General features: G+C 67.3%; 17 protein-coding genes and 1 tRNA gene. 6 read left to right on the top strand and 12 right to left on the bottom strand.

Features of this window, described 5'->3' with window-relative positions:
• Positions 1 to 7 precede the first annotated feature (7 nt).
• The 5 genes from dxs to IAE60_RS17290 form a co-directional block, all read right to left on the bottom strand.
• Positions 8 to 1,909, bottom strand: a complete 1,902-nt coding sequence (gene dxs, locus IAE60_RS17310) for a 1-deoxy-D-xylulose-5-phosphate synthase (RefSeq protein ID WP_187573184.1) — start codon at positions 1,907 to 1,909, stop codon at positions 8 to 10.
• Positions 1,910 to 2,069: 160 nt separating this feature from the next.
• Positions 2,070 to 2,723, bottom strand: a complete 654-nt coding sequence (locus IAE60_RS17305; RefSeq protein ID WP_187573183.1) for an HNH endonuclease — start codon at positions 2,721 to 2,723, stop codon at positions 2,070 to 2,072.
• Positions 2,724 to 2,819: 96 nt separating this feature from the next.
• The gene (locus tag IAE60_RS17300) at positions 2,820 to 4,613 is read right to left on the bottom strand and encodes an acyl-CoA dehydrogenase C-terminal domain-containing protein (RefSeq protein ID WP_187573182.1); all 1,794 of its coding nucleotides are present in this window, start codon (positions 4,611 to 4,613) and stop codon (positions 2,820 to 2,822) included.
• Between the two features lie 35 nt (positions 4,614 to 4,648).
• Complete coding sequence (locus IAE60_RS17295; RefSeq protein WP_187574796.1) at positions 4,649 to 5,122, bottom strand: LEA/WHy family protein; 474 nt, start codon at positions 5,120 to 5,122, stop codon at positions 4,649 to 4,651.
• Between the two features lie 83 nt (positions 5,123 to 5,205).
• On the bottom strand, positions 5,206 to 6,669 hold the full coding sequence (locus IAE60_RS17290) for a glycoside hydrolase family 30 protein (protein ID WP_187573181.1): 1,464 nt from the start codon (positions 6,667 to 6,669) through the stop codon (positions 5,206 to 5,208).
• Between the two features lie 252 nt (positions 6,670 to 6,921).
• On the opposite strand from IAE60_RS17290, the gene IAE60_RS17285 reads away from it, so the two are divergent.
• The 4 genes from IAE60_RS17285 to IAE60_RS17270 all read left to right on the top strand — a co-directional run bounded on the left by IAE60_RS17285 (position 6,922) and on the right by IAE60_RS17270 (position 15,173).
• A complete protein-coding gene (locus IAE60_RS17285) occupies positions 6,922 to 9,690 on the top strand; it encodes a TonB-dependent receptor (protein WP_187573180.1) in 2,769 nt (922 codons plus the stop codon).
• A 127-nt stretch (positions 9,691 to 9,817) separates the two neighbouring features.
• Positions 9,818 to 12,364: a glycoside hydrolase family 3 protein gene (locus IAE60_RS17280; RefSeq protein WP_425504480.1), complete on the top strand. Its 2,547-nt coding sequence runs from the start codon at positions 9,818 to 9,820 to the stop codon at positions 12,362 to 12,364.
• Between the two features lie 124 nt (positions 12,365 to 12,488).
• On the top strand, positions 12,489 to 13,943 hold the full coding sequence (locus tag IAE60_RS17275) for an MFS transporter (RefSeq protein ID WP_185896761.1): 1,455 nt from the start codon (positions 12,489 to 12,491) through the stop codon (positions 13,941 to 13,943).
• Between the two features lie 180 nt (positions 13,944 to 14,123).
• Entirely contained in the window at positions 14,124 to 15,173 is a 1,050-nt protein-coding gene (locus IAE60_RS17270) for an alpha/beta hydrolase (protein ID WP_222937157.1), read from the top strand.
• Here the strand turns inward: IAE60_RS17270 and IAE60_RS17265 are convergent.
• Positions 15,153 to 15,647: a hypothetical protein gene (locus tag IAE60_RS17265; protein WP_187573178.1), complete on the bottom strand. Its 495-nt coding sequence runs from the start codon at positions 15,645 to 15,647 to the stop codon at positions 15,153 to 15,155. The two genes, IAE60_RS17270 and IAE60_RS17265, sit on opposite strands and share 21 nt — an antisense overlap.
• Positions 15,648 to 15,681: 34 nt before the next feature.
• Between IAE60_RS17265 and IAE60_RS17260 the strand changes: the two genes are divergently transcribed.
• A complete protein-coding gene (locus IAE60_RS17260; RefSeq protein ID WP_187573177.1) occupies positions 15,682 to 16,191 on the top strand; it encodes a Rid family hydrolase in 510 nt (169 codons plus the stop codon).
• 19 nt (positions 16,192 to 16,210) lie between these two features.
• On the opposite strand, the gene IAE60_RS17255 is transcribed toward IAE60_RS17260, so the two are convergent.
• The 3 genes from IAE60_RS17255 to IAE60_RS17245 all read right to left on the bottom strand — a co-directional run bounded on the left by IAE60_RS17255 (position 16,211) and on the right by IAE60_RS17245 (position 17,630).
• Complete coding sequence (locus tag IAE60_RS17255; protein ID WP_187573176.1) at positions 16,211 to 16,531, bottom strand: antibiotic biosynthesis monooxygenase family protein; 321 nt, start codon at positions 16,529 to 16,531, stop codon at positions 16,211 to 16,213.
• A 202-nt stretch (positions 16,532 to 16,733) separates the two neighbouring features.
• On the bottom strand, positions 16,734 to 17,444 hold the full coding sequence (locus IAE60_RS17250; protein WP_187573175.1) for an rRNA pseudouridine synthase: 711 nt from the start codon (positions 17,442 to 17,444) through the stop codon (positions 16,734 to 16,736).
• Positions 17,445 to 17,554: 110 nt separating this feature from the next.
• A tRNA-Phe gene (locus IAE60_RS17245) sits at positions 17,555 to 17,630 on the bottom strand.
• A 178-nt stretch (positions 17,631 to 17,808) separates the two neighbouring features.
• On the opposite strand from IAE60_RS17245, the gene IAE60_RS17240 reads away from it, so the two are divergent.
• Complete coding sequence (locus tag IAE60_RS17240; RefSeq protein WP_162110164.1) at positions 17,809 to 18,261, top strand: DUF6491 family protein; 453 nt, start codon at positions 17,809 to 17,811, stop codon at positions 18,259 to 18,261.
• 16 nt (positions 18,262 to 18,277) lie between these two features.
• On the opposite strand, the gene IAE60_RS17235 is transcribed toward IAE60_RS17240, so the two are convergent.
• The 3 genes from IAE60_RS17235 to ftsY all read right to left on the bottom strand — a co-directional run bounded on the left by IAE60_RS17235 (position 18,278) and on the right by ftsY (position 20,917).
• On the bottom strand, positions 18,278 to 18,547 hold the full coding sequence (locus IAE60_RS17235; protein ID WP_162110163.1) for an oxidative damage protection protein: 270 nt from the start codon (positions 18,545 to 18,547) through the stop codon (positions 18,278 to 18,280).
• Positions 18,548 to 18,550: 3 nt separating this feature from the next.
• On the bottom strand, positions 18,551 to 19,627 hold the full coding sequence (mutY, locus tag IAE60_RS17230) for an A/G-specific adenine glycosylase (protein WP_187573174.1): 1,077 nt from the start codon (positions 19,625 to 19,627) through the stop codon (positions 18,551 to 18,553).
• Between the two features lie 96 nt (positions 19,628 to 19,723).
• A complete protein-coding gene (ftsY, locus tag IAE60_RS17225; protein WP_187573173.1) occupies positions 19,724 to 20,917 on the bottom strand; it encodes a signal recognition particle-docking protein FtsY in 1,194 nt (397 codons plus the stop codon).
• Positions 20,918 to 21,003: the final 86 nt, after the last annotated feature.

Below are 21,003 nucleotides of genomic sequence, written 5' to 3'. Positions count from 1 at the left end.
GCGGGACTCAGCCTGCCGCGGTCTTCGGGACCACGGCCAGTGTCGGCCAGCGCTTGAGCACACTGCCGCGGATGCCGGCCGCGTCGATGCCGGCTTCGGCCAGCAGGTCCTCGCGGCTGGCGTGGTGCTGGAATTCGTCCGGCAGACCCAGATGCAGCACGGGCAGGGTGATGCCTTCGGCATTGAGCAGTTCGGCCACGCCGGAGCCAGCACCGCCCATCACCACGTTGTCCTCGATGGTGATGAAGCCCTGGTGGTTCCTCGCCAGGTCAAGCAGCAGGTCGCGGTCCAGCGGTTTCACGAAACGCATGTTCACCACGGTCAGGCCCAGCTCGCGGCCCACCTGTTCCGCGGCGGCGACGGTCGAGCCGAAGGCCAGCAGCGCCACGCGCGTGCCACGCACGCGCAGGTCCGCCTTGCCGATCGGCAGCGTATCCAGGTTCGATTCGATCGCCACGCCGGGGCCGGTGCCGCGCGGATAGCGCACGGCGGCCGGGCCGTTGAAGTGGTAGCCGGTGCTCAGCATCTGCCGGCACTCGTTTTCGTCGGCCGGGGCCATCACCACCATGTGCGGCACGCAGCGCAGGTAGCTCAGGTCCAGGTTGCCGGCATGCGTGGCGCCGTCGGGGCCGACCACGCCGCCGCGGTCGATCGCGAACAGCACGTCCAGCTGCTGGATGGCCACGTCGTGCACCAGCTGGTCGTAACCGCGCTGCAGGAACGTCGAATAGATCGCGACCACCGGCTTGCTGCCTTCGCAGGCCATGCCCGCCGCCAGGGTCACCGCATGCTGTTCCGCGATGGCGACGTCGAAGTAGCGGTCGGGATACTCCCTGCTGAAGCGCACCAGGCCGGAACCTTCGCGCATCGCCGGCGTGATCCCCAGCAGCTTCGGTTCGGTGGCGGCCATGTCGCACAGCCAGTCGCTGAAGATGTCGGTGTAGGTCGGCTTCTTCGCGCCGCCCTTGCTGACCAGGCCCTTCTCGGGATCGAACGGGCCCACCGCGTGGTAACCGATCTGGTCGCCCTCGGCCAGCTCGTAGCCCTTGCCCTTGGTGGTCAGGATGTGGAGCAGCTGCGGACCCTTGAGGGTCTTCAGCGTCTTCAGTGCGCCCACGAGCGCGTCGACATCGTGGCCGTCGATCGGTCCTGTGTAGTGGAAGCCCATCTGTTCGAACAACGTGGACGGCACGAACATGCCCTTCCAGTGCTCTTCCCAGCGGCGCATGAAGCGGGCCGGCGGCTTCTTCTTGTCGCCGAGCAGCTTCTTGCCGCCTTCGCGCAGCGCGTTGAGCGTGCGGCTGCTGCTCAGCCGGCCCAGCATCTTGGTCAGACCGCCGACGTTCTCGGAGATCGACATCTGGTTGTCGTTGAGGATCACCAGCAGGTTCGGTTCGGGTTCCATGCCGCCGGCATGGTTGAGCGCTTCGAACGCCATGCCGGCCGTCATCGCGCCGTCGCCGATCACCGCCACCACCTTGCGGTCGTCGCCCTGCTGCGCCAGCGCGATGGCCATGCCCAGCGCGGCGGAGATCGAGGTGGAGGAATGCCCCACGCCGAAGGTGTCGTACTCGCTTTCCTCGCGCTTGGGGAACGGCGCCACGCCGTCCTTCTGCTTGACCGTATGGATCGTGTCGCGGCGGCCGGTGAGGATCTTGTGCGGATAGCACTGGTGGCCGACATCCCACACGAGTCGGTCGTGCGGCGTCTCGTACAGGTAGTGCAGCGCCACGGTCAGCTCGATGACGCCCAGTCCGGCGCCGAAGTGGCCACCGCTGCGGCCCACCGACTCGATCAGGTAGCCGCGCAGCTCCTCGGCGATGGCGGGCAGTTCGGACTCGTCGAACTGGCGCAGGTCGGCCGGGATCTGGATCCGGGACAGGCGGGGATAGCGGGCTGCGTCGATCATCGGGCTGGTATTGGTCTGGCCCGCTATTTTCCCCCTCTTGTGTGAAGCGGGGCAAGCAAAGGGGTGAAGTGGGTGGAAAAACGCCCACAACATGCGCCGGGTAGGCGTCGACAGGATGTTCAGGTGGCCGTACGGCCGGATGTCCGACGCCGGCGGCGGATCAGGCCGAAAGTTTCGACTTCTTGGGCAGCTGCGCCTTCAGGAATGCCATCTGGTCCGCCAGGATGTTGCGGTTGGACAGGATCAGGTGCTCGATCCAGCTGGGCCGGTACGGCACGGCCAGCAGCGGCATGTGCGCCTGCTGCGGCGTGCGGTTGCTCTTGCGTGAATTGCAGTGGAAGCAGGCCGTCACCACGTTCTCCCAGACGTCCTTGCCGCCCTTGGACAGCGGCAGGACGTGGTCGCGGGTGAGGTGAGGACGGGAGAATTCGTGGCCGCAGTACAGGCACAGGTGCGCGTCGCGGGCGAACAGGGCCGTATTGGTCAGCGTGGGCGTCGGCGACAGCGCATGCGCACGGGCATGACCGCGGGACGCCACGATGGGATGCAGCTCGATCAGGCTCTGCTCGCCGGTCAGCCGGCTGACGCCTCCATGCACGTGCAGGCAGGGGTCGCCGAGTGTCCACGCCACGGCACCGCGCGCATACAGGCAGGTCGCGTCCTGCCAGTTGATCCAGTCGAGCACGCGGCCATGGGCATCCAGCGACAGCAGGCGCAGGGCGGCGGGGTGCGGGCGGGGAGACGACGGGGCCGGGACCGGTGTTTGCGGAGAACCGGTCTGGACCAGGTGAAGCTGAGCACTGTCTGCTTCCATGGAGAAGCAGGTTATACCCAAATGTTGACGAAATGTGTATAGCGCGCGAGGGATTTCGCCGGAAGCGCGCAGGCCGCGCGCTTCCGGCCGGCCGGGTCAATCCCCGAAGTGCGCGTCGTCCATCGCCATCAGGGTGTCTGCGCCGGATTCGATGGCGGCCGCGTGCGCCAGGGTACGCGGCAGGATGCGTGCGAAGTAGAACCGCGCGGTCTCGCGCTTGGCCTGCTTGAACGCGTCCCCATGCGCCGACGCCTGCGCCGCGGCCACGCTGCGCGCCCACCAGTAGGCCAGCACCACGTAGCCGGAATAGAACAGGTAGTCGGTGCTCGCGGCGCCGATCTCCTCCGGATTCGTCGCGGCACGTTCCAGCACCTTCTTCGTCAGCGCGGCCCACTCGGCGGCCTTCTGCTGCAGCGGATCGATGAATTCGCGCAGCGTGGCGTCGTCCTTGTGCTGCTGGGCGAACGCATGCACCTCGGCGAGGAACAGCTTCAGGCCTGCCGCCTGCGTGGCCGCCGTCTTGCGGCCCATCAGGTCCAGCGCCTGGATGCCGGTGGTGCCTTCGTACAGGGTGGTGATGCGCGCGTCGCGTGCCAGCTGTTCCATGCCGTGCTCATGGATGTAGCCGTGGCCGCCGAAGCACTGCAGCGCGTGATAGGTGTTCTCGATGCCCCATTCGGTCTGGCAGGCCTTCGAGATCGGGGTGAGGAAGCTGACCAGCGTGTCGGCGCGCTCGCGCTCGGCCGGATCTTCGGCATGGTTGGCCACGTCGATCAGGCTGCCGGCATGCAGGGCGAGCAGGCGGCTGCCTTCGATCAGCGACTTCATCGTCAGCAGCATGCGGCGCACGTCGGGATGCACGATGATCGGGTCGGCCGGCTTGTCGGAGAACTTCGGACCGCTCAGCGAACGCGTCTGCAGGCGCTCGCGCGCATAGCGCAGCGCATTCTGGTAAGCGCGCTCGCTCAGGCCGATCCCCTGCAAGCCCACGCCGAGGCGCGCGGTGTTCATCATGGTGAACATCGCCTGCAGCCCCTTGTGCGGCTGGCCGACCAGATAGCCCTGCGCGCCGTCGAAATTCATCACGCAGGTGACCGACGCCTTGATGCCCATCTTGTGCTCGATCGAGCCGCAGGCCAGCGCATTGCGCTCACCCACGGTGCCGTCGCGCGCCACCTTGAACTTCGGCGTGACGAACAGCGAGATGCCCTTCGCGCCGGGTGGCGCATCCGGCAGCTTGGCCAGGACCAGGTGCACGATGTTGTCGGTCAGGTCGTGCTCGCCGGCGGTGATGAAGATCTTGGTGCCGGTGATGGCGTAGCTGCCGTCCGCATTGGGTTCTGCCTTGGTCTTCAGCAGGCCCAGATCGGTACCGCAATGGGGTTCGGTCAGACACATGGTGCCGGTCCAGCGGCCCTCGACCAGCGGCTTCAGGAAGACCTCCTGCTGCCACGCCTCGCCGTGGTGCTTGAGCGCCTCCACCGCGCCGTGCGACAGCAGCGGGAAGTTGCCCCACGCCAGGTTGCTGGCGTTGACCATCTCGTTGAGCGGCACCCCCATGGTGTGCGGCAGGCCCTGGCCACCGAAGTCGGGCGAGGCCGTCAGGCCCGTCCAGCCGCCTTCCACGAACTGGGCGTACGCCGTCTTAAACCCTGGCGGCGTCGTCACTTCGCCGGTGGCCTTGTCCAGCGTGCTGCCGATCTCGTCGCCCACGCTGTTGAGCGGGGCGAGCACGGTTTCGGAGAAGCGGGCGGCTTCGTCCAGGACCGCATCGAGGATGTCGCGGGTGGCATCGGGATAGCCCAGGCGCTGGAACAGCGGCTCGACGCCCAGCACGTCGTACAGGGCGAAGCGGAGGTCGGAGAGGGGGGCTTTGTAGGACGCGCTCATGCAGGGTCTCGGGAAGTCGGGCAGAGGGGTGCTGTTCAGCGCAGCACGCCGTCCAGGCCGGGAACGGGAGTGAGGGTGTTGCGGGTGTCGATATCGAAGCTGCGGACCTTGGCGTCCTCGGGCGTTGCGTCGGCGCTGCCCGTCAGGGTGTACGGCAGGCCACGCCGTCCGGCCAGCGCGTCGGCGACCACGATGCGCGCCGCACTGGCCGGCGCGAACGGCACCGTCACGACGTCGGCCGATTCCGGCCCGACCGACAGGCCGGGTGTCGCCTGGAGCGTCCCGGCGGCCTGGTCGCCCACCCGGACCTCCACCTTCACGGTGTCGAAGCGCATCGGGATGCTGCTGTAGTTCTGCAGGCGCAGTTCGACCACCCACTGGCCGTCCGCCTTCACCGTGAGTTGCTGCACGCTCACGGCGGGATCCGAGACGCGCCGGACCATGCCGCTGCCGCAGCCGGCCAGCAGGACCGAGGCCGCCATCAGTACCAGCAGGGAAATACGCCGCATCATGCCGCTGCTCCATGGGGAAAGCGGCAGGATACTACGGCGTATGGCGCCCCGGATGACACTTCGGGACGCAGCCGGGCGAATCAGTCGTGTTGCGTTGCGTCAGACCGCCATACGAAGGTCGCCACGCTGCGTGCCGGCAACGTGTAGGCGAACCGGCGCTCGCCATGCACCACGCTGAAGCGGCGGGGCTGGATGGCGGAGTTGCTCACCAGCAGGACCAGTGAACCGTCATCGGCGTTGCGGAAAGCGACGTTATCCAGATCGTCGGTCGGCCCGCTCGAGGCGATCCGGTGGGCGCCGGGACGCACGAAGCGGCTGGCGTGCGCCAGTGCGTAGTACTCGTCCGTGCGGGTGATCTCCCCCGTACGCGAGTCGATGGTCACCACGCCGCGGCAGGTGTGGCATCCGCCGGCATAGGGGCCGTTGTTCTCGTCCAGCGCCAGATTCCAGAACAGGGCACCGCGCGCCCAGTGGCGCATGCTGCGGATGATGATGTTCTTCATCTGCAGGGGCAGTCCGCCACTGCGCACCGGTTCCCAGTCGCCGCCGGAGCACTCGGTCATGTAGGCGTCCTTGTCGGGAAAGGCGTCGTGCACGGGCGACTGCGCCGCCACGTCGCCGCCGTAGCAGTGCCAGGCCACGGCATCCACGTAATTGCCGGCGACCGGGTCGGACAGCACGCCCATCGGTTCTTCCGGTTTGTCCCAGTTGTGGTCCCAGTCGAAGATCAGGGGGCCGCTGCCGCGCCGGGCGATCATCGGGCCCAGGTGATCGCCGATCAGCCGAGCGCGCGCAGGTGCGTTCAGGCGCATGCCGGGATAGTCCTTCGGCTCGTAGTCCGGCTCGTTCTGCACGGTCAGCGCGAAGATGGGGATGCCTTCGGCGGCGTAGGCATCCACGTACCTCAGCAGGTAGCGGGAGAAGGCATCGTAGTACTGCGGCAGCAGGCGCCCCTGGATCAGGCTGTTGCTGTCCTTCATCCAGCCCGGCGCGCTCCACGGCGAGGCCATGATCTTCAATTGCGGGTTGATGGCCAGCATGGCGCGCGCGACAGGAATGACGTCGCCGCGGTTCTGGTCGATGCTGAAGTGCTTCAGGTCGGGATCCGGCGTGCCGTCCGGCGTGTCGTTGAGGCTGTAGTGGTGGCGCGAGAAGTCGGACGCGCCGATGGTCAGACGCGAAAAACTCAAGCCCAGGCCGTTTCCCTCGCGGCCGAACAGCTCTTTCAGCAGGGCATCGCGCTGGCGCGCGTCCAGCGTGTGCTGGATCAGCCAGGCGGACGAATCGGTCAGCGAAGCGCCGAAGCCGACGATCTCCTGGAAGCGCTGCGTGTCGTCGACCACGATCTGCGGCCGCGCGGACGCTTGTCCGGCGAAACGCGCCGGGGCCGAAGGCGCCAGTGCGCGGGTGTGGTCGGCGGTGGTGATCCATACCGACACGTCGGCCGGAGCGGGCTGCTCGGCGGCCCGCGGCGCACCTGCCCATGCCATCAGGACGAGGCTGGCGAGCAGGGGATGAAAGCGGCCGGAAAAAGGTCGGGTCATGCGGGAGTCCTTGGTTCTGAGGATGTCGTGGCTGCGCCGCGAATCCCTCCCGGAATCCGCGCAAAGCGTTTGCTGCAGTGCAGCGACGATTTCTCTGTGAGATGGCGCGCATCAAGCAAATTCAATCCTGTGCGCTCCGACGGTACTGGGATGTTACGAATTTGTTGACAGTGCATTGGAGCTTCGATATGACAGCGCTGTCAACCACGGTCGGAGAGGGACCATATGCACCACACAAACCCCGCTGCGGGCATGAGCCCGAGCGCGCATCGTCATGCCCTGCGCAAGCAACAACTGGCCATGGCGTGCTGCCTGGCGCTCGCATTCCCGCTGGCCGCGCAGGCTCAGCAGGCGGAGGCCGCGCCCGCCGAGCAGAGCGTCGAGACGCTGGACACCGTCCGCGTCACCGGCATCCGCGCCGCCATCGCGACCGCGGTCGAAACCAAGAACGAATCCACGTCGATCGTGGAAGTGGTATCTGCCGAAGACATCGGCAAGCTGCCTGACATCAGCATCGCCGACTCCATTTCTCGCCTTCCCGGCCTGACCATGCAGCGCGTGGATGGACGCGCCCAGGTTATCCACATCCGCGGCATGTCCGAGCAGTTCGGCGGCACGCTGCTCAATGGCCGCGAGCAGGTCAGCACCGGCGGCAGTCGCGGCGTGGAGCTGGACCAGTACCCGGCCGAACTGATCAACGGCGTCACCGTCTACAAGACGCCGGATGCTTCGCTGGTGGGGCAGGGACTCTCGGGTACCGTCGACATGCAGTCGATCCGCCCGCTGGATTTCGACGGCCGCCGGATCACTTTCAGTGGACAGGGCGAGTACAACTCGCTGGGCAAGCTGATCGACGGCAGCAGCGACAAGGGTTACCGCGCCAGTGCGTCGTACGTTGACCAGTTCGCCAACGACACCATCGGCTTCGCCATCGGCGTGGCCCGCATGGATTCGCCCTTCCAGGAGCAGCAGGAAAAAGCATGGTGGTGGGGCAATCCCGACACCTGGGGCGCTCCCCAGGCGGGCAAGCCCGCCGACGCGGTGGCGCGGCAGGCGGGCGAAGCTTCGCTGAAGTCGCGCGACATCACCCGTGACGGCGTCATGGCGGTGTTCGAGTTCAAGCCCAGCGACACGTTCCACAGCATCCTCGATGTCTACCACTCCACGTTCGATCAGGACGAAGTGGAAAACAGCATCATGTGGAACAACGACCCGTGGTGGAGGGACGCGGGTGGCAATCCGGTGACCTACACCAACGTCGGCACGACGACGGTGGGCGGAGTTCCGGTGGTCACCAGCGGAACGCTCAACAATGTCGGCGCGTTGAACATGCTCAATGAAGTCAACACGCGCGAAGACAAGTTGTTCTCGGCGGGTTGGGCGAACACCATCAAGTGGGGCGACATCTACACGCTGAAGACCGATCTGAGCTACTCCCGCGCGGAGAGCACGCGCTCGACGCTGGAACTGCAATCCGCGTTCGGTACGCCGCGGACCATCGACTTCAACCTGCAGACCGGCAAGGGTTTCAACAGCTTCAACATCCCGGGACTGGACGATCCCACCCAGATCTACCTGGGCATGGATGCGATGGGCTGGGGACGTGACGGCAGAACGGACGTGGCGTCGACCGAGGATACGTTGAAGTCGGGGCGGATCGAGCTTAACCGTCTCGTCGAGTCGTCGGACTTCCTGCGCAGTTACGACGTGGGCGTCAACGTCACGCGCCGGAACAAGGACCGCGATTACGTGGCCTACTACGTCGACCTGAAGAACGGCCGCACGCCGATCCGGATGGACGCCGTGCCGCATGGTCACGCATCGATGGATTTCATCGGTCTGGGCGACGTGATCAACTTCAATGCCAGGGACCTGCTCGGCCGTTTCTACGATCTGCGCTACGAAGCCAGCGAAAATGACCTGATGAAGAACTACGGCATCGAGGAGGACATCAAGACCTTCTATGCCAAGGCGAACATCGACCTGGACATGACCGACACGATCCGTCTGCGCGGCAATGTCGGCGTGCAGTACGTCCGCTCCGAGCAGAGTTCCACCGGTCCGACCGTGGCGCGCGATGCGTCGAATGACTGGGTGATCGCGGGCGGACAGACCATCGGAGCCTCCTACGGCGACATCCTGCCCAGCATGAATCTGTCGGCCGACTTCGGTGATGGTCTGCTGCTGCGCTTCGCTGCGGCGAAAACGCTGATGCGCGGCCCCATCGAGCAGATGGGCGCGTACACCACGGCCGGTGTCGATGTCACCACGCGCGAATGGAGCGGAAGTGGTGGCAACCCGAAGCTGGAGCCTTATCGCGCAACGGCGTATGACATCTCCCTAGAGAAGTACTTCGGCCCCACCACCTACGCGGCCCTGGCCGTGTTCTACAAGAGCCTCGAAACCTACATCTACACGCAGAACGTGCGCTGGGATTTCACCGGGTACGACGATCTGGGAATCACCCCGATCTCCAACTGGGGCAATTTCAGCACGCCCGTCAATGGCAGCGGCGGCTACATGCGCGGCGCGGAACTCAGTGGGGCGATTGGCGGCGACATGATCCATCCTTCGCTGGACGGCTTCGGCTTGCTGCTCAATGCGTCCTACACCGAGTCGTCCATTGATCCCGATGGTCCGGGCGGTTCCAGCACCGATACCCTGCCAGGCCTGTCGAAGGTCGTCGCCAATGCCACCGTGTACTACGAAAAGCATGGTTTCTCGGCGCGGATCAGCCAGCGTTATCGCGATGAGTACCGTGGCGAGTACGCCTCGCTGTTCGGGGACAGGATCTACCAGAACACCATGGCCGAAAGCACCATGGACCTCCAGGTGGGCTACGACTTCCCCGAGACGAGCAAGCTTTCGGGCCTGTCCGTGCTGCTGCAGGTTAACAATGTGACCAACGAGCCCTATCGCACGGAAACCACGGCGGGCGGTATCGACCAGACGATCTTCCTGCCGTCGGAATACAAGGAATACGGCCGCCAGTACCTGCTGGGCTTCCGCTACAAGCTGTGATCGCACACAACGTGTGAGTGCCGCAGTACCTGACGGGATGCGGGGCATGCCCCCGCATCCCGTCGGCCATTCCGGCGCCGCGCAGGTCCTGCCGCGGACCGCGTGCGCGCCGCCAACACCGAGGGAGATGCGAGTGAAGTCGATCCGAATGACCCTGCTGGGGGCCAGCCTGCTGGCCTGCCTGTCGTGTACCGGCCAGAAGGATGCCGAAACCCCGCCTGTCGCCGCCGCGGATGCCTCCGCCGAACTGAAGGACTGGCCGGCACTGGAAAGCCGGTTCGCGAAGGACCCGGCCATCGAGGCCCGCTTGGCCGAAATCCTGTCCAGCATGACGCTGGAGCAGAAAGTCGGTCAGATGGTGCAGCCGGAGATCAAGTCGATCACGCCGGAGGAAGTGCGCCAGTACTACATCGGCTCGGTGCTGAACGGTGGCGGTTCCTGGCCGGCAAAGAACAAGCACGCCAGCGTGCAGGATTGGGTCGCGCTGGCCGATGCCTACTACGACGCCTCGATGGGCACGGATGCGAAGATCCCGGTGCCGGTGATCTGGGGCACCGACGCCGTGCACGGACACAGCAACGTCTACGGCGCCACCATTTTCCCGCACAACATCGGCCTGGGCGCCGCGCATGACGTCGAACTGATCGAGCGCATCGCCGAAGCCACCGGCCAGTCCACGCGCGCCACCGGCGTGACCTGGACGTTCGCGCCGACCGTCGCGGTCGCGCAGAACGCGCGCTGGGGACGCACCTACGAGAGCTATTCCTCCCAGCCCGCGCTGATCCGCGAATACGCGGCCGCCTACGTCAAGGGCATGCAGGGGCTGCTGGACAAGGACGGCAACGTGGTCGCCACCGCCAAGCATTTCATCGGCGACGGCGCCACCGACGGCGGCAAGGACCAGGGCAATGCGCTGGTCACGCAGGCGCAGATGATCAACGTGCACGGGCAGGGGTACTACGGTGCCATCGAGGCCGGCGTGCAGACGGTGATGGCCTCGTTCAACAGCTGGAACGACATCGCCGCCGGCAAGGACTACGGCAAGATGCACGGCTCCCGCGACCTCCTGACCGTGGCCCTGAAGGAGAAGATGGGCTTCGACGGCTTCGTGGTGTCCGACTGGAACGGCATCGGCCAGGTGACCGGTTGCAAGGACGACAGCTGCCCGCAGGCGATCAACGCCGGCATCGACATGGTGATGGTGCCGGATGCATGGAAGTCCTTCATCGCCAACACCATCGCCCAGGTGAAGTCCGGCGAAATCCCGCAGGCCCGCATCGACGACGCCGTCACCCGCATCCTGCGCGTGAAGCTGCGCGCACGCCTGTGGGAGCACAAGCCGTCCGCCAGCCAGTTCGCCGGCAAGCCCGAGTCGCTGGTGCATCGCGACCTGGCCCGCCGTGCCGTGCGTGAGTCGCTGGTACTGTTGAAGAACGATGGCGCCACCCTGCCGCTGAAGAAGGGCCAGCGTGTGTTGCTGGTCGGCAAGAGCGCGGACAGCATCTCCCACCAGACCGGTGGCTGGTCGCTGACCTGGCAGGGCACCGACAACACCAATGCCGACTTCCCCAACGCCGACAGCATCGCCGCCGGGCTGCGCGAGCAGCTGGGCGAGGCCAATGTCATCCTGCGCGACAGCGCGGAGGGCGTGGACCCGGCCAGTTACGACGTCGTCGTCGCGGCCATCGGCGAAACGCCGTATGCCGAGACCAACGGCGACATCGTGCCGTCCGACACGATGGCCCACAGCCGTCGTCACCCCGAAGACCTGGCCGTGCTGAAGGCTGCGGCGGCCACGGGCAAGCCGGTGGTGACGGTGTTCCTGTCCGGCCGCGCGCTGTACGCGAACGATCTGCTCAACCTGTCCAGCAGCTTCGTCGCGGCGTGGCTGCCGGGCACGGAAGGCAAGGGCATCACCGACGTGCTCGTGGCGGGTGCGGACGGCAAGCCGGCGCACGACTTCCGCGGCAAGCTGACGTTCCCGTGGCCCGCGGTGGCCTGTCCGAACGCCGACAGCACGCCGCAGTTCGCGCTGGACAGCGGCCTGCGTTACGGCGACACCAAGCAGGTCGGCACGCTGCCCGAAGACGCGACAGCGAGCTGCGGTGAGGCCACCGCGCTGGGCATCTTCAAGCAGTCCGACATCGCGCCCTTCACCCTGCATATGGAAGCCGGCGGCGCGACCCAGGCCGTGGGCAACGACATGAACGCCACCCAGCGCTGGCCGCAGGCCAAGCCCGCGTTGCAGGTGGCCACCGTGCAGGTCAACACGCAGCAGGATGCCAAGGAAGTGACCTGGCTGGCGCCCGCGCGCTTCTTCGCCCGCAACCCGTCTAAGAACAACCTGGCCGCGATGGCGACGGCGCGTGGCGTGGTGCAGTTCGACGTGGTGGTCAAACAGGCGCCGGCCAAGCCGGTGCAGTTCACCCTGGGGTGCGGCGCAGCGTGCGGCGCGAGCCTGGACCTGACCGCGACCTTCTCCGGCGACGCCGTCGGCAGGAAGCAGACCGTCAAGGTGCCGCTGGCCTGTTTCGGCAAGCTGGGCGCGGACCTGACCGGCGTGGATACGCCTTTCAGCATCACCGCCGATGCGCCGTTCGCCGCGGCCTTCACCGACATCCAGGTGGTGGCCGGCGCGGCCGATGGCGCCGACGTGGTGAAGTGCGCGCAGTAAGGCCATTCGCGCAGCGTCCCGCGATGTCGTCGCGGGGCGCTGCCGCAGTGCAAGTTGCAATCGCGCGGCGGCTACGTAGGCTGGCCGTTCCGTCCGGATACCTTACCAGTAGGCATACCAATACATGACCACCCAAACCACCCGATGGTCGCAGTTCGGCGTGCTGATCACCGTGTTCTTCTTCTGGGGCTTCGTTGCGGCCAGCAACGACATCCTGATCCCGGTGTTCAAGAAAGCCTTCAACCTGACGCAGGCACAGAGCCAGTACGTGGCCGTCGCGTTCTACGTGGCCTACACCGTAGGCTCGCTGATCTACGTGGCGATATCCAAGGTCATGGGCCTGGATCTGCTCAACCGCATCGGCTACAAGAACGGCATCTGCCTGGGCCTGGTGATCTCCGCGCTGGGCACGTTGCTGTTCTATCCCGCAGCCAACACCGGTTCCTTCAACCTGATGCTGTCCGGCCTGTTCATCGTGGGCCTGGGCTTCTCGCTGCAGCAGATCGCGGCCAATCCGCTGGCCATCGTCATCGGTGACCCCAAGACCGGCGCGCAGCGGCTGACGCTGGCCGGTGGCATCAACAACTTCGGCACCACCATCGGCCCGCTGCTGGTCAGCGTGGCGATCTTCGGCAGCGTGCTGTCGGGCGGCACCGAAGCCAGCATCGAGAGCGTCAAGACGCCTTACCTGGTGCTGGGCGTGGCCTTCATCCTGGTGGCGATCTTCCTGAAGTTCTCCTCGGTGCCCAACCACATCGACCTGGAGAAGCTGTCCGAATCCGAAGCGCAGGACAGCAGCAAGCTGATCCACAGGAAGTCGGCGCTGGGCTATCCGCAGCTGGTGCTGGGCATGATTGCCATCTTCGTCTACGTCGGCGTGGAAGTGTCCACCATCAGCAACCTGCCGGCGTACCTGGAGTCGCCGGAAGGCCTGGGCCTGGAGACGTCGCAGATCGCGCCGTTCGTGTCGCTGTACTGGGCCAGCCTGATGATCGGCCGCTGGGGTGGCGCGGCGGGCGCGTTCAACGTGGGCGCCGGTGCCAAGCGCTGGCTGACGCTGCTGCTGCCCTACGTGGCGTTCGGCGTGTTCCTGGCCGTCAACGCCATCATGAAGCACGAAGTCTCGCAGTTCTTCGGCTACGCCGCCGTCATCGTGCTGATGATCCTGGCCACGCTGGCGAGCAAGGGCAATCCGGCGCGCATGCTGCTGTACTTCGCCGCCTGCGGCATCGCGGCGCTGCTGATCGGCATGTTCACCACCGGCTGGACCAGCGTGGTGGCTTTCATCAGCGTGGGCCTGTTCTGCAGCACCATGTGGCCGTGCATCTTCGCCCTGGCCATCACCGGCCTGGGGGACAAGACCAACCAGGGCAGCAGTCTGCTGATCATGATGATCATGGGCGGCGGCCTGGTCAGCCTTGCGCAGGGCCTGCTGGCCGACAAGGTCGGCGTGCATTTCAGTTTCATCGTCGGCGTGGCGTGCTTCGCGTATCTGGCGTTCTACGCCATCGCGGCCACCCGCACGCTGCGCAACCAGGGCATCGACCTGGACAAGCTCGCGGCCGGCAGCGGCCACTGAGTGCGGTGCGCGCCGGCGAGAGGCCGGCGTGCGACCCCAAGCCACCGGGCGACGCGCCAGCCCGGTGGCTTTTTTGTGTTTGGCCCTTGTATCCGGCGCGCAATGGCGCACCATCGGCGCCAGCGAATGGTCGGCGGGGGGGGGGGGGACATGACGGCGGGAGAAGGACGCGGGGGAACGGTGCGCCGCTGGGCACTGCGCGTGGCACTGGCGCTGGGCGTGTTGGGTGTCGGCACATGGGCGGCGTTCCAGCTGAGTCCCTGGCCCTCGGTGCTGTTGATCCGCTGGGTGTTCGACCGGGGCGCGGCGGAGGCCAGCGAAGCGCTGCGCAAGCACCTGCCCGCGGGGGTGACGGAACGCGCTGCAGTGCGTTACGACGCGACCGATCCCGACGCGCTGCTGGACGTGTATTACCCGCCGAACGTGCAGGGCGGCCACGAACGATTGACCACCGTGGTGTGGGTGCACGGCGGGGGTTTCGTATCCGGCCGGCGGCAGGACGTGGCCCACTACCTGAAGATCCTCGCCGCGCGCGGGTTCGTGGTGGCCAACGTGGACTACAGCATCGCCCCCGGCGCCACCTGGCCCACGCCCACGCGCCAGGTCAACGCGGCGCTGTCCTACCTGCAGGCGCACGCCGACGCATTGAACATCGATGCCGACCGCATCGTGCTGGCAGGCGATTCGGCCGGCGCCCAGATCGCGGCCGAGCTGGCCAACGCCATCACCTCGCCGGATCATGCGCGCCGCATCGGCATCACGCCTGCGCTGGCGCCGCGGCAGCTCGCCGGTACGCTGCTGTTCTGCGGACCTTACGATGCCAGCCTGGTGCAATGGGACAGCCCGTTCGCCGGCTTCATGCGGACCGTCCTGTGGTCCTACATGGGACGAAAGGATTTTCTCGACGATCCGCGACTGGACGCCTTTTCCGTGTCGCGCCATGTCACGCCCGCGTTCCCGCCCGCTTTCATCAGCGCCGGCAATGCCGATCCGCTGGAGCCGCACTCGCACGCGATGGCCGCGGCGCTGCAGAAGCAGGGCGTGCGCGTGGACGCGTTGTTCTTCCCCAAGGATCACGCGCCGCCGCTGCCGCACGAATACCAGTTCAACCTGGACAGCGAGGCCGGAAGGCAGGCGATGGAGCGCAGCGTGGCGTTTCTGCACGGCCTGCGCGGGGGCGGTGCGGCGCCGCCACCGACGGTCGAACGATCAGACCGCCAGGGCCAGTGACGGGGCGTCCGCCTCGCGCGCCTGCGCTGCCGAGGCGGCGGTGCGCTGTCGGTCCACGTGCCGGCAGAGCATTCCGGCGCGCTGGCGGGCCCACTGCGTGGCCCAGCCGATCGCGCGCTCTTCGCAACGCACGGCCATCTCGAACGGCGCGATGTCGCCGGCTTCCACCAGGATCCGCAGCACCAGCCCCGCGTTGAGGGGCTTGACCTCGGCGATGGCGACATCGTCCAGACGCAGTTCGCAGCCTTCGGGGGTGCGGTGCCAGACGAAGCGTTCGGGGAGTGCGTGGGGGGCGTTCTTCATCACGATGTCCATGGCGGGCTCCGGAAAGCGGCTGCGCAGACCTTGCGGCACCGCGCGTGCAGGCTGCGTCAAGCGATCCGCGATGACGGCCGTATCCGGCGCGGTATTCAGCCGCAGGTGAACGACGTGGGGAAGGCGTGACGGATGGGACATGGCGATGGCCGGTGCCAAGGCAAGACTCGCGCGTCCCATCCGGAGTAATGCCATGCCGCTGCGCCCGAGCTGCCTGCTGCTGTCGCTTTGCACCCTGCCTGCCTTCGCGCAGGAAGCCCCCACGCGCGAGCATTTCGCCCGTCCCGGGCACGAGGCCGCCTATCACGACTGGCACTACACGCCGGTGGTAAAGGTGGGCCAGATGGTCATCGTGTCGGGCATTCCCGCCGCCGGGCCCGGCACCTACGAAGAGAAGGTGCGGCGCATGTTCGTGGCGCTGGGCAAGGACCTGGCGCAGGCGGGTGCGACGTATGCGGACGTGGTGGAGCTGACCACGTTCCACACGGGGCCGACCGATGCGGCCGGGTTCCAGGACGAGTTCGCGCGTTTCGCGCCGATCCACCACGAGTTCTTCCCCTCGCACTATCCGGCATGGAGCGCCGTGGGCACGTCGGCCTTGCTGTCGCCGGGCGCGGTGGTGGAACTGCGGGCGGTGGCGATGATCGGTTCGGGTCGTGCGCCGAAGGCGGATATTCCGAAGCCGGACGCGCCGAAGCCGTAAGTGCGCAGCGCCGGTGGCGTCAGGCCACGGGCTCCAGGGCCCTCTGTTCGACACGGTCGATCAGGGGCGAACAGCGCTCGATCAGGGCGACGATCTCGGGCCGGTGCAGCGCGCCGCGCTGGTCGTCGATGCTGCGCCAGAACTCGGTGACGAAGACGCCATGCGGTTCGCCGGGTACCAGGCTGATGATGTAATCCAGGCATCCGGGCGTCTGGCAGGCGACGGTGGCCACTTCGCCCAGCACGTCGATGAATGCGTCCCGCGCGCCTTCCTGCACCTTGATGAAGGTGGCCAGGCCGTAGCGGTAGGACACGGATGTCGGGGGAGTATCCGGGTACATGGGGCCGAGTCTTGCTGGTGAGGCTCCCAGTGTCGTGGGTCGTAAGTCACGGTCGGGTCAAGGCAGGCTGCATGCCGCGGGAGTCAACGGCATGTCGTTTCCCCTGCATGTCTGCCTCCGATGGCCGCGAGGAGTGACGGGGAGATGTCTACCGAACCCGCGGCGATTCAGAACATCGGTCGCCGCGGGGGCCGGGGCGCTCCTAGAAGCGCGTGCCCGGGGGAAGGTAGCGCCACTGGCCCACCGGCACCTTCGCCAAGGCGACGCGGCCGATCCGGAGGCGGCGGATCGACACCACCTCCAGCCCGCCTTCGCGGCAGCGGTGGCGCAGCTCGCCGGGTTGCACGTCCTTGATGGCGAACCGCAACCGCACCTCGTTCTGCCAACTGACCTTGCACGGCGCCAGGCCGCGGCCCTGATAGGTGACCGCGTGGCCGATGCGGCTGAGCGTGTACGGCCCGCGTTCACCGCGGACTTCCACCAGGAACTCCTGCTCGATCTGCGCATAGTCCTCGCTCAGGCGGCGCCACACGCGCCCGTCCTGGCTGAGCACCATCAGGCCGCTGGCCTCGGTATCCAGCGGCACCAGCGCGGTGAGGCGGTGCAGGTGGCGTTTCAAGGGACGCACGCCGCTGTCGTCGCCTGCCATGTGCGTGGCCGGCGTCGCCAGCGCAGCCGCGTCTTGCCACGTGACGCCTTCGGGCTTGTGCAGCAGCAGCGTGGCGGGCTCGGCGGCGCCGAGTTCGGCCGCCGGATCGATCTCCACCCGCTCGTCGGTGACGGGGTGCTGCGGCGCTTCGACCGTTTCGCCATCCACCGTGACCCAGCCACCTTCGATGTACTGCTCGGCTTCGCTGCGTGAGCAACCGGTCAGTTCTGCAACGCGCTTGGCAAGGCGGATGGGCTCGGACATGGGGACCGGAGGGCTCGGGAGGCGGAGAGGGTAGCGCTGCGCCGCAAGAGGCGAGGGTGGCGACGGATACGCAAAAGGCCTGCATCGCTGCAGGCCTTCCGGATTCGATATGGTGGCCCGGGGCGGATTCGAACCACCGACACGCGGATTTTCAATCCGCTGCTCTACCAACTGAGCTACCAGGCCAGGATCTGTCGCAGGACGGCCGAGCCGGTGCGAAGGCCGCAGATGATACGGATCGGCGCGGGGGATGGCAAGCCGCACCCGGGCTGAACGTGGCACCGGCCGCCGCGCGCCACCTGTCCACCACCGGCGCATCATCTGCGTTGTCGAAAGCCCCACCGGAAAGACAGGAGTCCGCCCCATGAAGCGCCTGATCCCCCTGGCCCTGCTGGCCGCCACCCTGCTGGCGGGCTGCGCCACCGGCCCCAAGCTGAGCACCACCGAAAAGCTGGCCCTCTACCGCGATCACGCCGGCGAACCCGTCAAGGATTTCCGCTACTTCGGCACCCTCAACGGCTGGAGCCCCCTGGGCGACGCCGCCCTGGCCGTCTGGACCAAGCCCAGCGAAGCCTATCTGCTGGAACTGAGTGGCCGCTGCCCGGACCTGGAGTACGCCATGGCCATCAGCATCACCCAGTTCGGCAACCGCGTGTCGGCGCGCTTCGACGACGTGCTGCCGCTGGGCGCCGGCACTTCCAGCATCAAGATCCCCTGCCGCATCCAGACCATCCGCCCCCTCGACGTGAAGGCCTTGCGGGCGAGCGAGAAGGAACTGCGCGAGGCGTCGGCCGTGGAGCGCGAAACAAAGTCCTGAAGCGCCGCCATGCGCCCTACGGCGTGGGCACGTAGCCCGCCGGCTTCTCCGCGCCGCCGCCGAACAGGAACTTCTCCAGTTCCGTCTCCAGGAAGGCGCGGTGCTTGGGATCGCGCGGCGACAGCCGGTTCTCGTTGATCAACATGGTCTGGTGCGCCAGCCATGCCGCCCAGGCGGGCTTGCCGACGTTGGCGAAGATGCGCTTGCCCAGTTCGCCGGGGTAAGGCACGAAATCCAGCCCTTCCGTTTCGCGTTGTTCGTATTGGCAGAAGACGGTGCGGGCCATCGGTCAATTTCCTAGCAGTTTGCGGATGGGCGCCGGCAGGCCCAGCGTGGCGAGTTCGCCGCGCGCGACCCAGCGCAGAGCTTGCCCCGTACTGGATACGGGGCCGTCATTGTCGCGCACCCGCTCGCGCAGGGCGACCTTGCGCAGCCGCAGCGGCTGCAGGTACAGGCGGTAGTGGCTGAAGGTGTGCACCACCACCGGCAGCGTCTCGGCCGCGTCGTAGTCGCCCTTCGCCTCCCGCGCGAACCAGTCGCGCATGTCCGCATCGGTATCGGCCTGCGGCAGCGTCCACAACGAGGCCCAGATGCCGGTTTCCGGGCGCCGTTGCAGCAGGATGTCGCCGGCGGGATTCTCCAGCCACAGCGCGGTGGCCTCGCGCTCGGGCAGCTGCTTCGACGGCTTCGACGTGGGCAGCGCGTCGACCAGGCCTTCACGGCGCGCCACGCAGTCGTCCTGCAGTGGACACACGGCGCAGGCCGGCCTGGCGCGCGTGCACAGGGTGGCGCCGAAATCCATCTGCGCCTGGGTGTAGTCGGCCTGGCGGCCGTCGGGTACGTCGCGCAGGTGCTGTTCCGCCAGTGCCCACAGCTGTTTTTCCACCGCCGGTAACCCGGGCCATCCCGCAATGCCATGAAAGCGGGCCAGCACGCGCTTGACGTTGCCGTCGAGGATGGCGAACCGGTCGTTCCAGGCCTGCGACAGGATCGCGCCGGCGGTGCTGCGACCGATCCCCGGCAGCGCGTGCAAGGCCTCGATGTCGCGCGGCAGCTCGCCGCGGTGCCCGTTCACGCAGGCTTTCGCGGCCGTGTGCAGGTTGCGCGCTCGGGCGTAGTAGCCCAGCCCGGCCCAATGCGCCATCACGTCGTCGGTGGAGGCCGCGGCGAGATCAGGCAGGGTGGGGAAGCGCTCGATGAAACGCAGGAAGTACGGAATGACCGTTGCCACCTGCGTCTGCTGCAGCATGATTTCCGACAGCCATACGCGATACGGCGTGCGCGGATGCTGCCAGGGCAGGTCGTGGCGACCGTGGCGATCGAACCAGGCCAGCAGGCGCTGGGCGAAGGGGATGGCGCTGCTCACGCGGGACGATCCGTGGGAGCGACGTCAGTCGCGATGACGCCATCGCGGTGGTCGATCGCGACTGACGTCGCTCCCACGACCGCGGTGGACCTGCAGTCAGCCGCCACCCAGCGCTTCCGGCAGCAATGCATCGACGAACGCTTCGGCATCGAACACGCGCAGGTCTTCCACGCGTTCACCTATGCCGGCATAGCGGATGGGGATGCCGAACTCGCGCGCCAGCGCGAACACCACGCCGCCCTTCGCCGTACCGTCGAGCTTGGTGACCACCAGGCCGGTGACGCCGACGGCGGCGTGGAACTGGCGCAGCTGCGAGAGCGCGTTCTGCCCGGTGGTGCCGTCGATGACCATCAGCACCTCGTGCGGCGCGGTGTCGTCGATCTTGCCCAGCACGCGGCGGATCTTGCCCAGTTCGTTCATCAGGCCGGTCTGGGTGTGCAGCCGGCCCGCGGTGTCGGCGATCAGCACGTCGAAGCCGCGCGACCTGGCCGACTGCAATGCATCGAACGCGACCGACGCGGCATCCGCATCCTGGCCCTGCGCGACCACGGGCACGCCGTTGCGTTCGCCCCAGGTCTGCAGCTGGGCGACGGCCGCTGCGCGGAAGGTGTCGCCAGCGGCCAGCATCAGGCTGTGGCCATCCTGTTTGAAGCGGCGCGCCAGCTTGCCGATGGTGGTGGTCTTGCCCACGCCATTGACGCCGACGGTGAGCACGACGAAGGGCTTGCGCGAAGCATCGATCACCAGCGGCTTGGCCACCGGCGCGATCAGCGCGATCAGGTCGGTGCGCAGGGCCTTCAGCAGCGCCTGCGCATCGGCGAACTCGCGTTCCTTCATCCGCTTGCGCAGGTTCTCGATGATCGCCGTGGTGGCGGGTACGCCCACGTCGGCGGTCAGCAGTGCGGTTTCGATCTCGTCCAGCAGGTCGTCGTCCAGGCGCGGATTGCGCGTGAACAGGCCGGCCAGCCCCAGCGCGGCGCTGGTGCGGCGCAGGCGGTCACGCCAGCCGGACTTGCCCGCCGCGGCCGCGGGAACCGCATCGGCGGATTCCCGGTCTTCGGCCGGCAGGGCAGGCGCGACGGGCGAGGCCACCGGTGCGGCCTCGACGCTGGCCACCGCCGATGCGGGCGCCGGTGCCTCCGCCACCCGGTCGGAAGCGGGGTTCGTGTCCGCCGGCAGCGCTTCGCCCGGCGCGCGCGGGAAGGCGGCGGCGAGTTCCTCGGTACTGGGGCGGGTCTGGGCGGCGTCCGGGCCGTCCTGGGGCTTCTTGCGGCGGAAAAAACCGATCATTTCAGGGGGTATCTCGAAGAGGGCGACATGCTACCACCGGCCTGTCGGCAGACCGTGGACGCCGGGCTAAAGTGGGGCCGGCGGTG

This window comes from Pseudoxanthomonas mexicana, assembly GCF_014397415.1.
Lineage (GTDB): Bacteria > Pseudomonadota > Gammaproteobacteria > Xanthomonadales > Xanthomonadaceae > Pseudoxanthomonas_A > Pseudoxanthomonas_A mexicana.
Note: the sequence above shows the minus strand (reverse complement) of the source record. Positions and strands in the feature narration are given on the sequence as shown.

Coding starts and splice junctions, on each gene's coding strand:
- IAE60_RS17255 (WP_187573176.1), bottom strand. CDS start 16,531: ATGTACCCGGATACTCCCCCGACATCCGTGTCCTACCGCTACGGCCTG.
- IAE60_RS17275 (WP_185896761.1), top strand. CDS start 12,489: ATGACCACCCAAACCACCCGATGGTCGCAGTTCGGCGTGCTGATCACC.
- IAE60_RS17235 (WP_162110163.1), bottom strand. CDS start 18,547: ATGGCCCGCACCGTCTTCTGCCAATACGAACAACGCGAAACGGAAGGG.
- IAE60_RS17250 (WP_187573175.1), bottom strand. CDS start 17,444: ATGTCCGAGCCCATCCGCCTTGCCAAGCGCGTTGCAGAACTGACCGGT.
- IAE60_RS17280 (WP_425504480.1), top strand. CDS start 9,818: ATGCGAGTGAAGTCGATCCGAATGACCCTGCTGGGGGCCAGCCTGCTG.
- IAE60_RS17285 (WP_187573180.1), top strand. CDS start 6,922: ATGAGCCCGAGCGCGCATCGTCATGCCCTGCGCAAGCAACAACTGGCC.
- IAE60_RS17260 (WP_187573177.1), top strand. CDS start 15,682: ATGCCGCTGCGCCCGAGCTGCCTGCTGCTGTCGCTTTGCACCCTGCCT.
- dxs (WP_187573184.1), bottom strand. CDS start 1,909: ATGATCGACGCAGCCCGCTATCCCCGCCTGTCCCGGATCCAGATCCCG.
- IAE60_RS17290 (WP_187573181.1), bottom strand. CDS start 6,669: ATGACCCGACCTTTTTCCGGCCGCTTTCATCCCCTGCTCGCCAGCCTC.
- ftsY (WP_187573173.1), bottom strand. CDS start 20,917: ATGATCGGTTTTTTCCGCCGCAAGAAGCCCCAGGACGGCCCGGACGCC.
- IAE60_RS17300 (WP_187573182.1), bottom strand. CDS start 4,613: ATGAGCGCGTCCTACAAAGCCCCCCTCTCCGACCTCCGCTTCGCCCTG.
- IAE60_RS17305 (WP_187573183.1), bottom strand. CDS start 2,723: ATGGAAGCAGACAGTGCTCAGCTTCACCTGGTCCAGACCGGTTCTCCG.
- IAE60_RS17240 (WP_162110164.1), top strand. CDS start 17,809: ATGAAGCGCCTGATCCCCCTGGCCCTGCTGGCCGCCACCCTGCTGGCG.
- IAE60_RS17295 (WP_187574796.1), bottom strand. CDS start 5,122: ATGCGGCGTATTTCCCTGCTGGTACTGATGGCGGCCTCGGTCCTGCTG.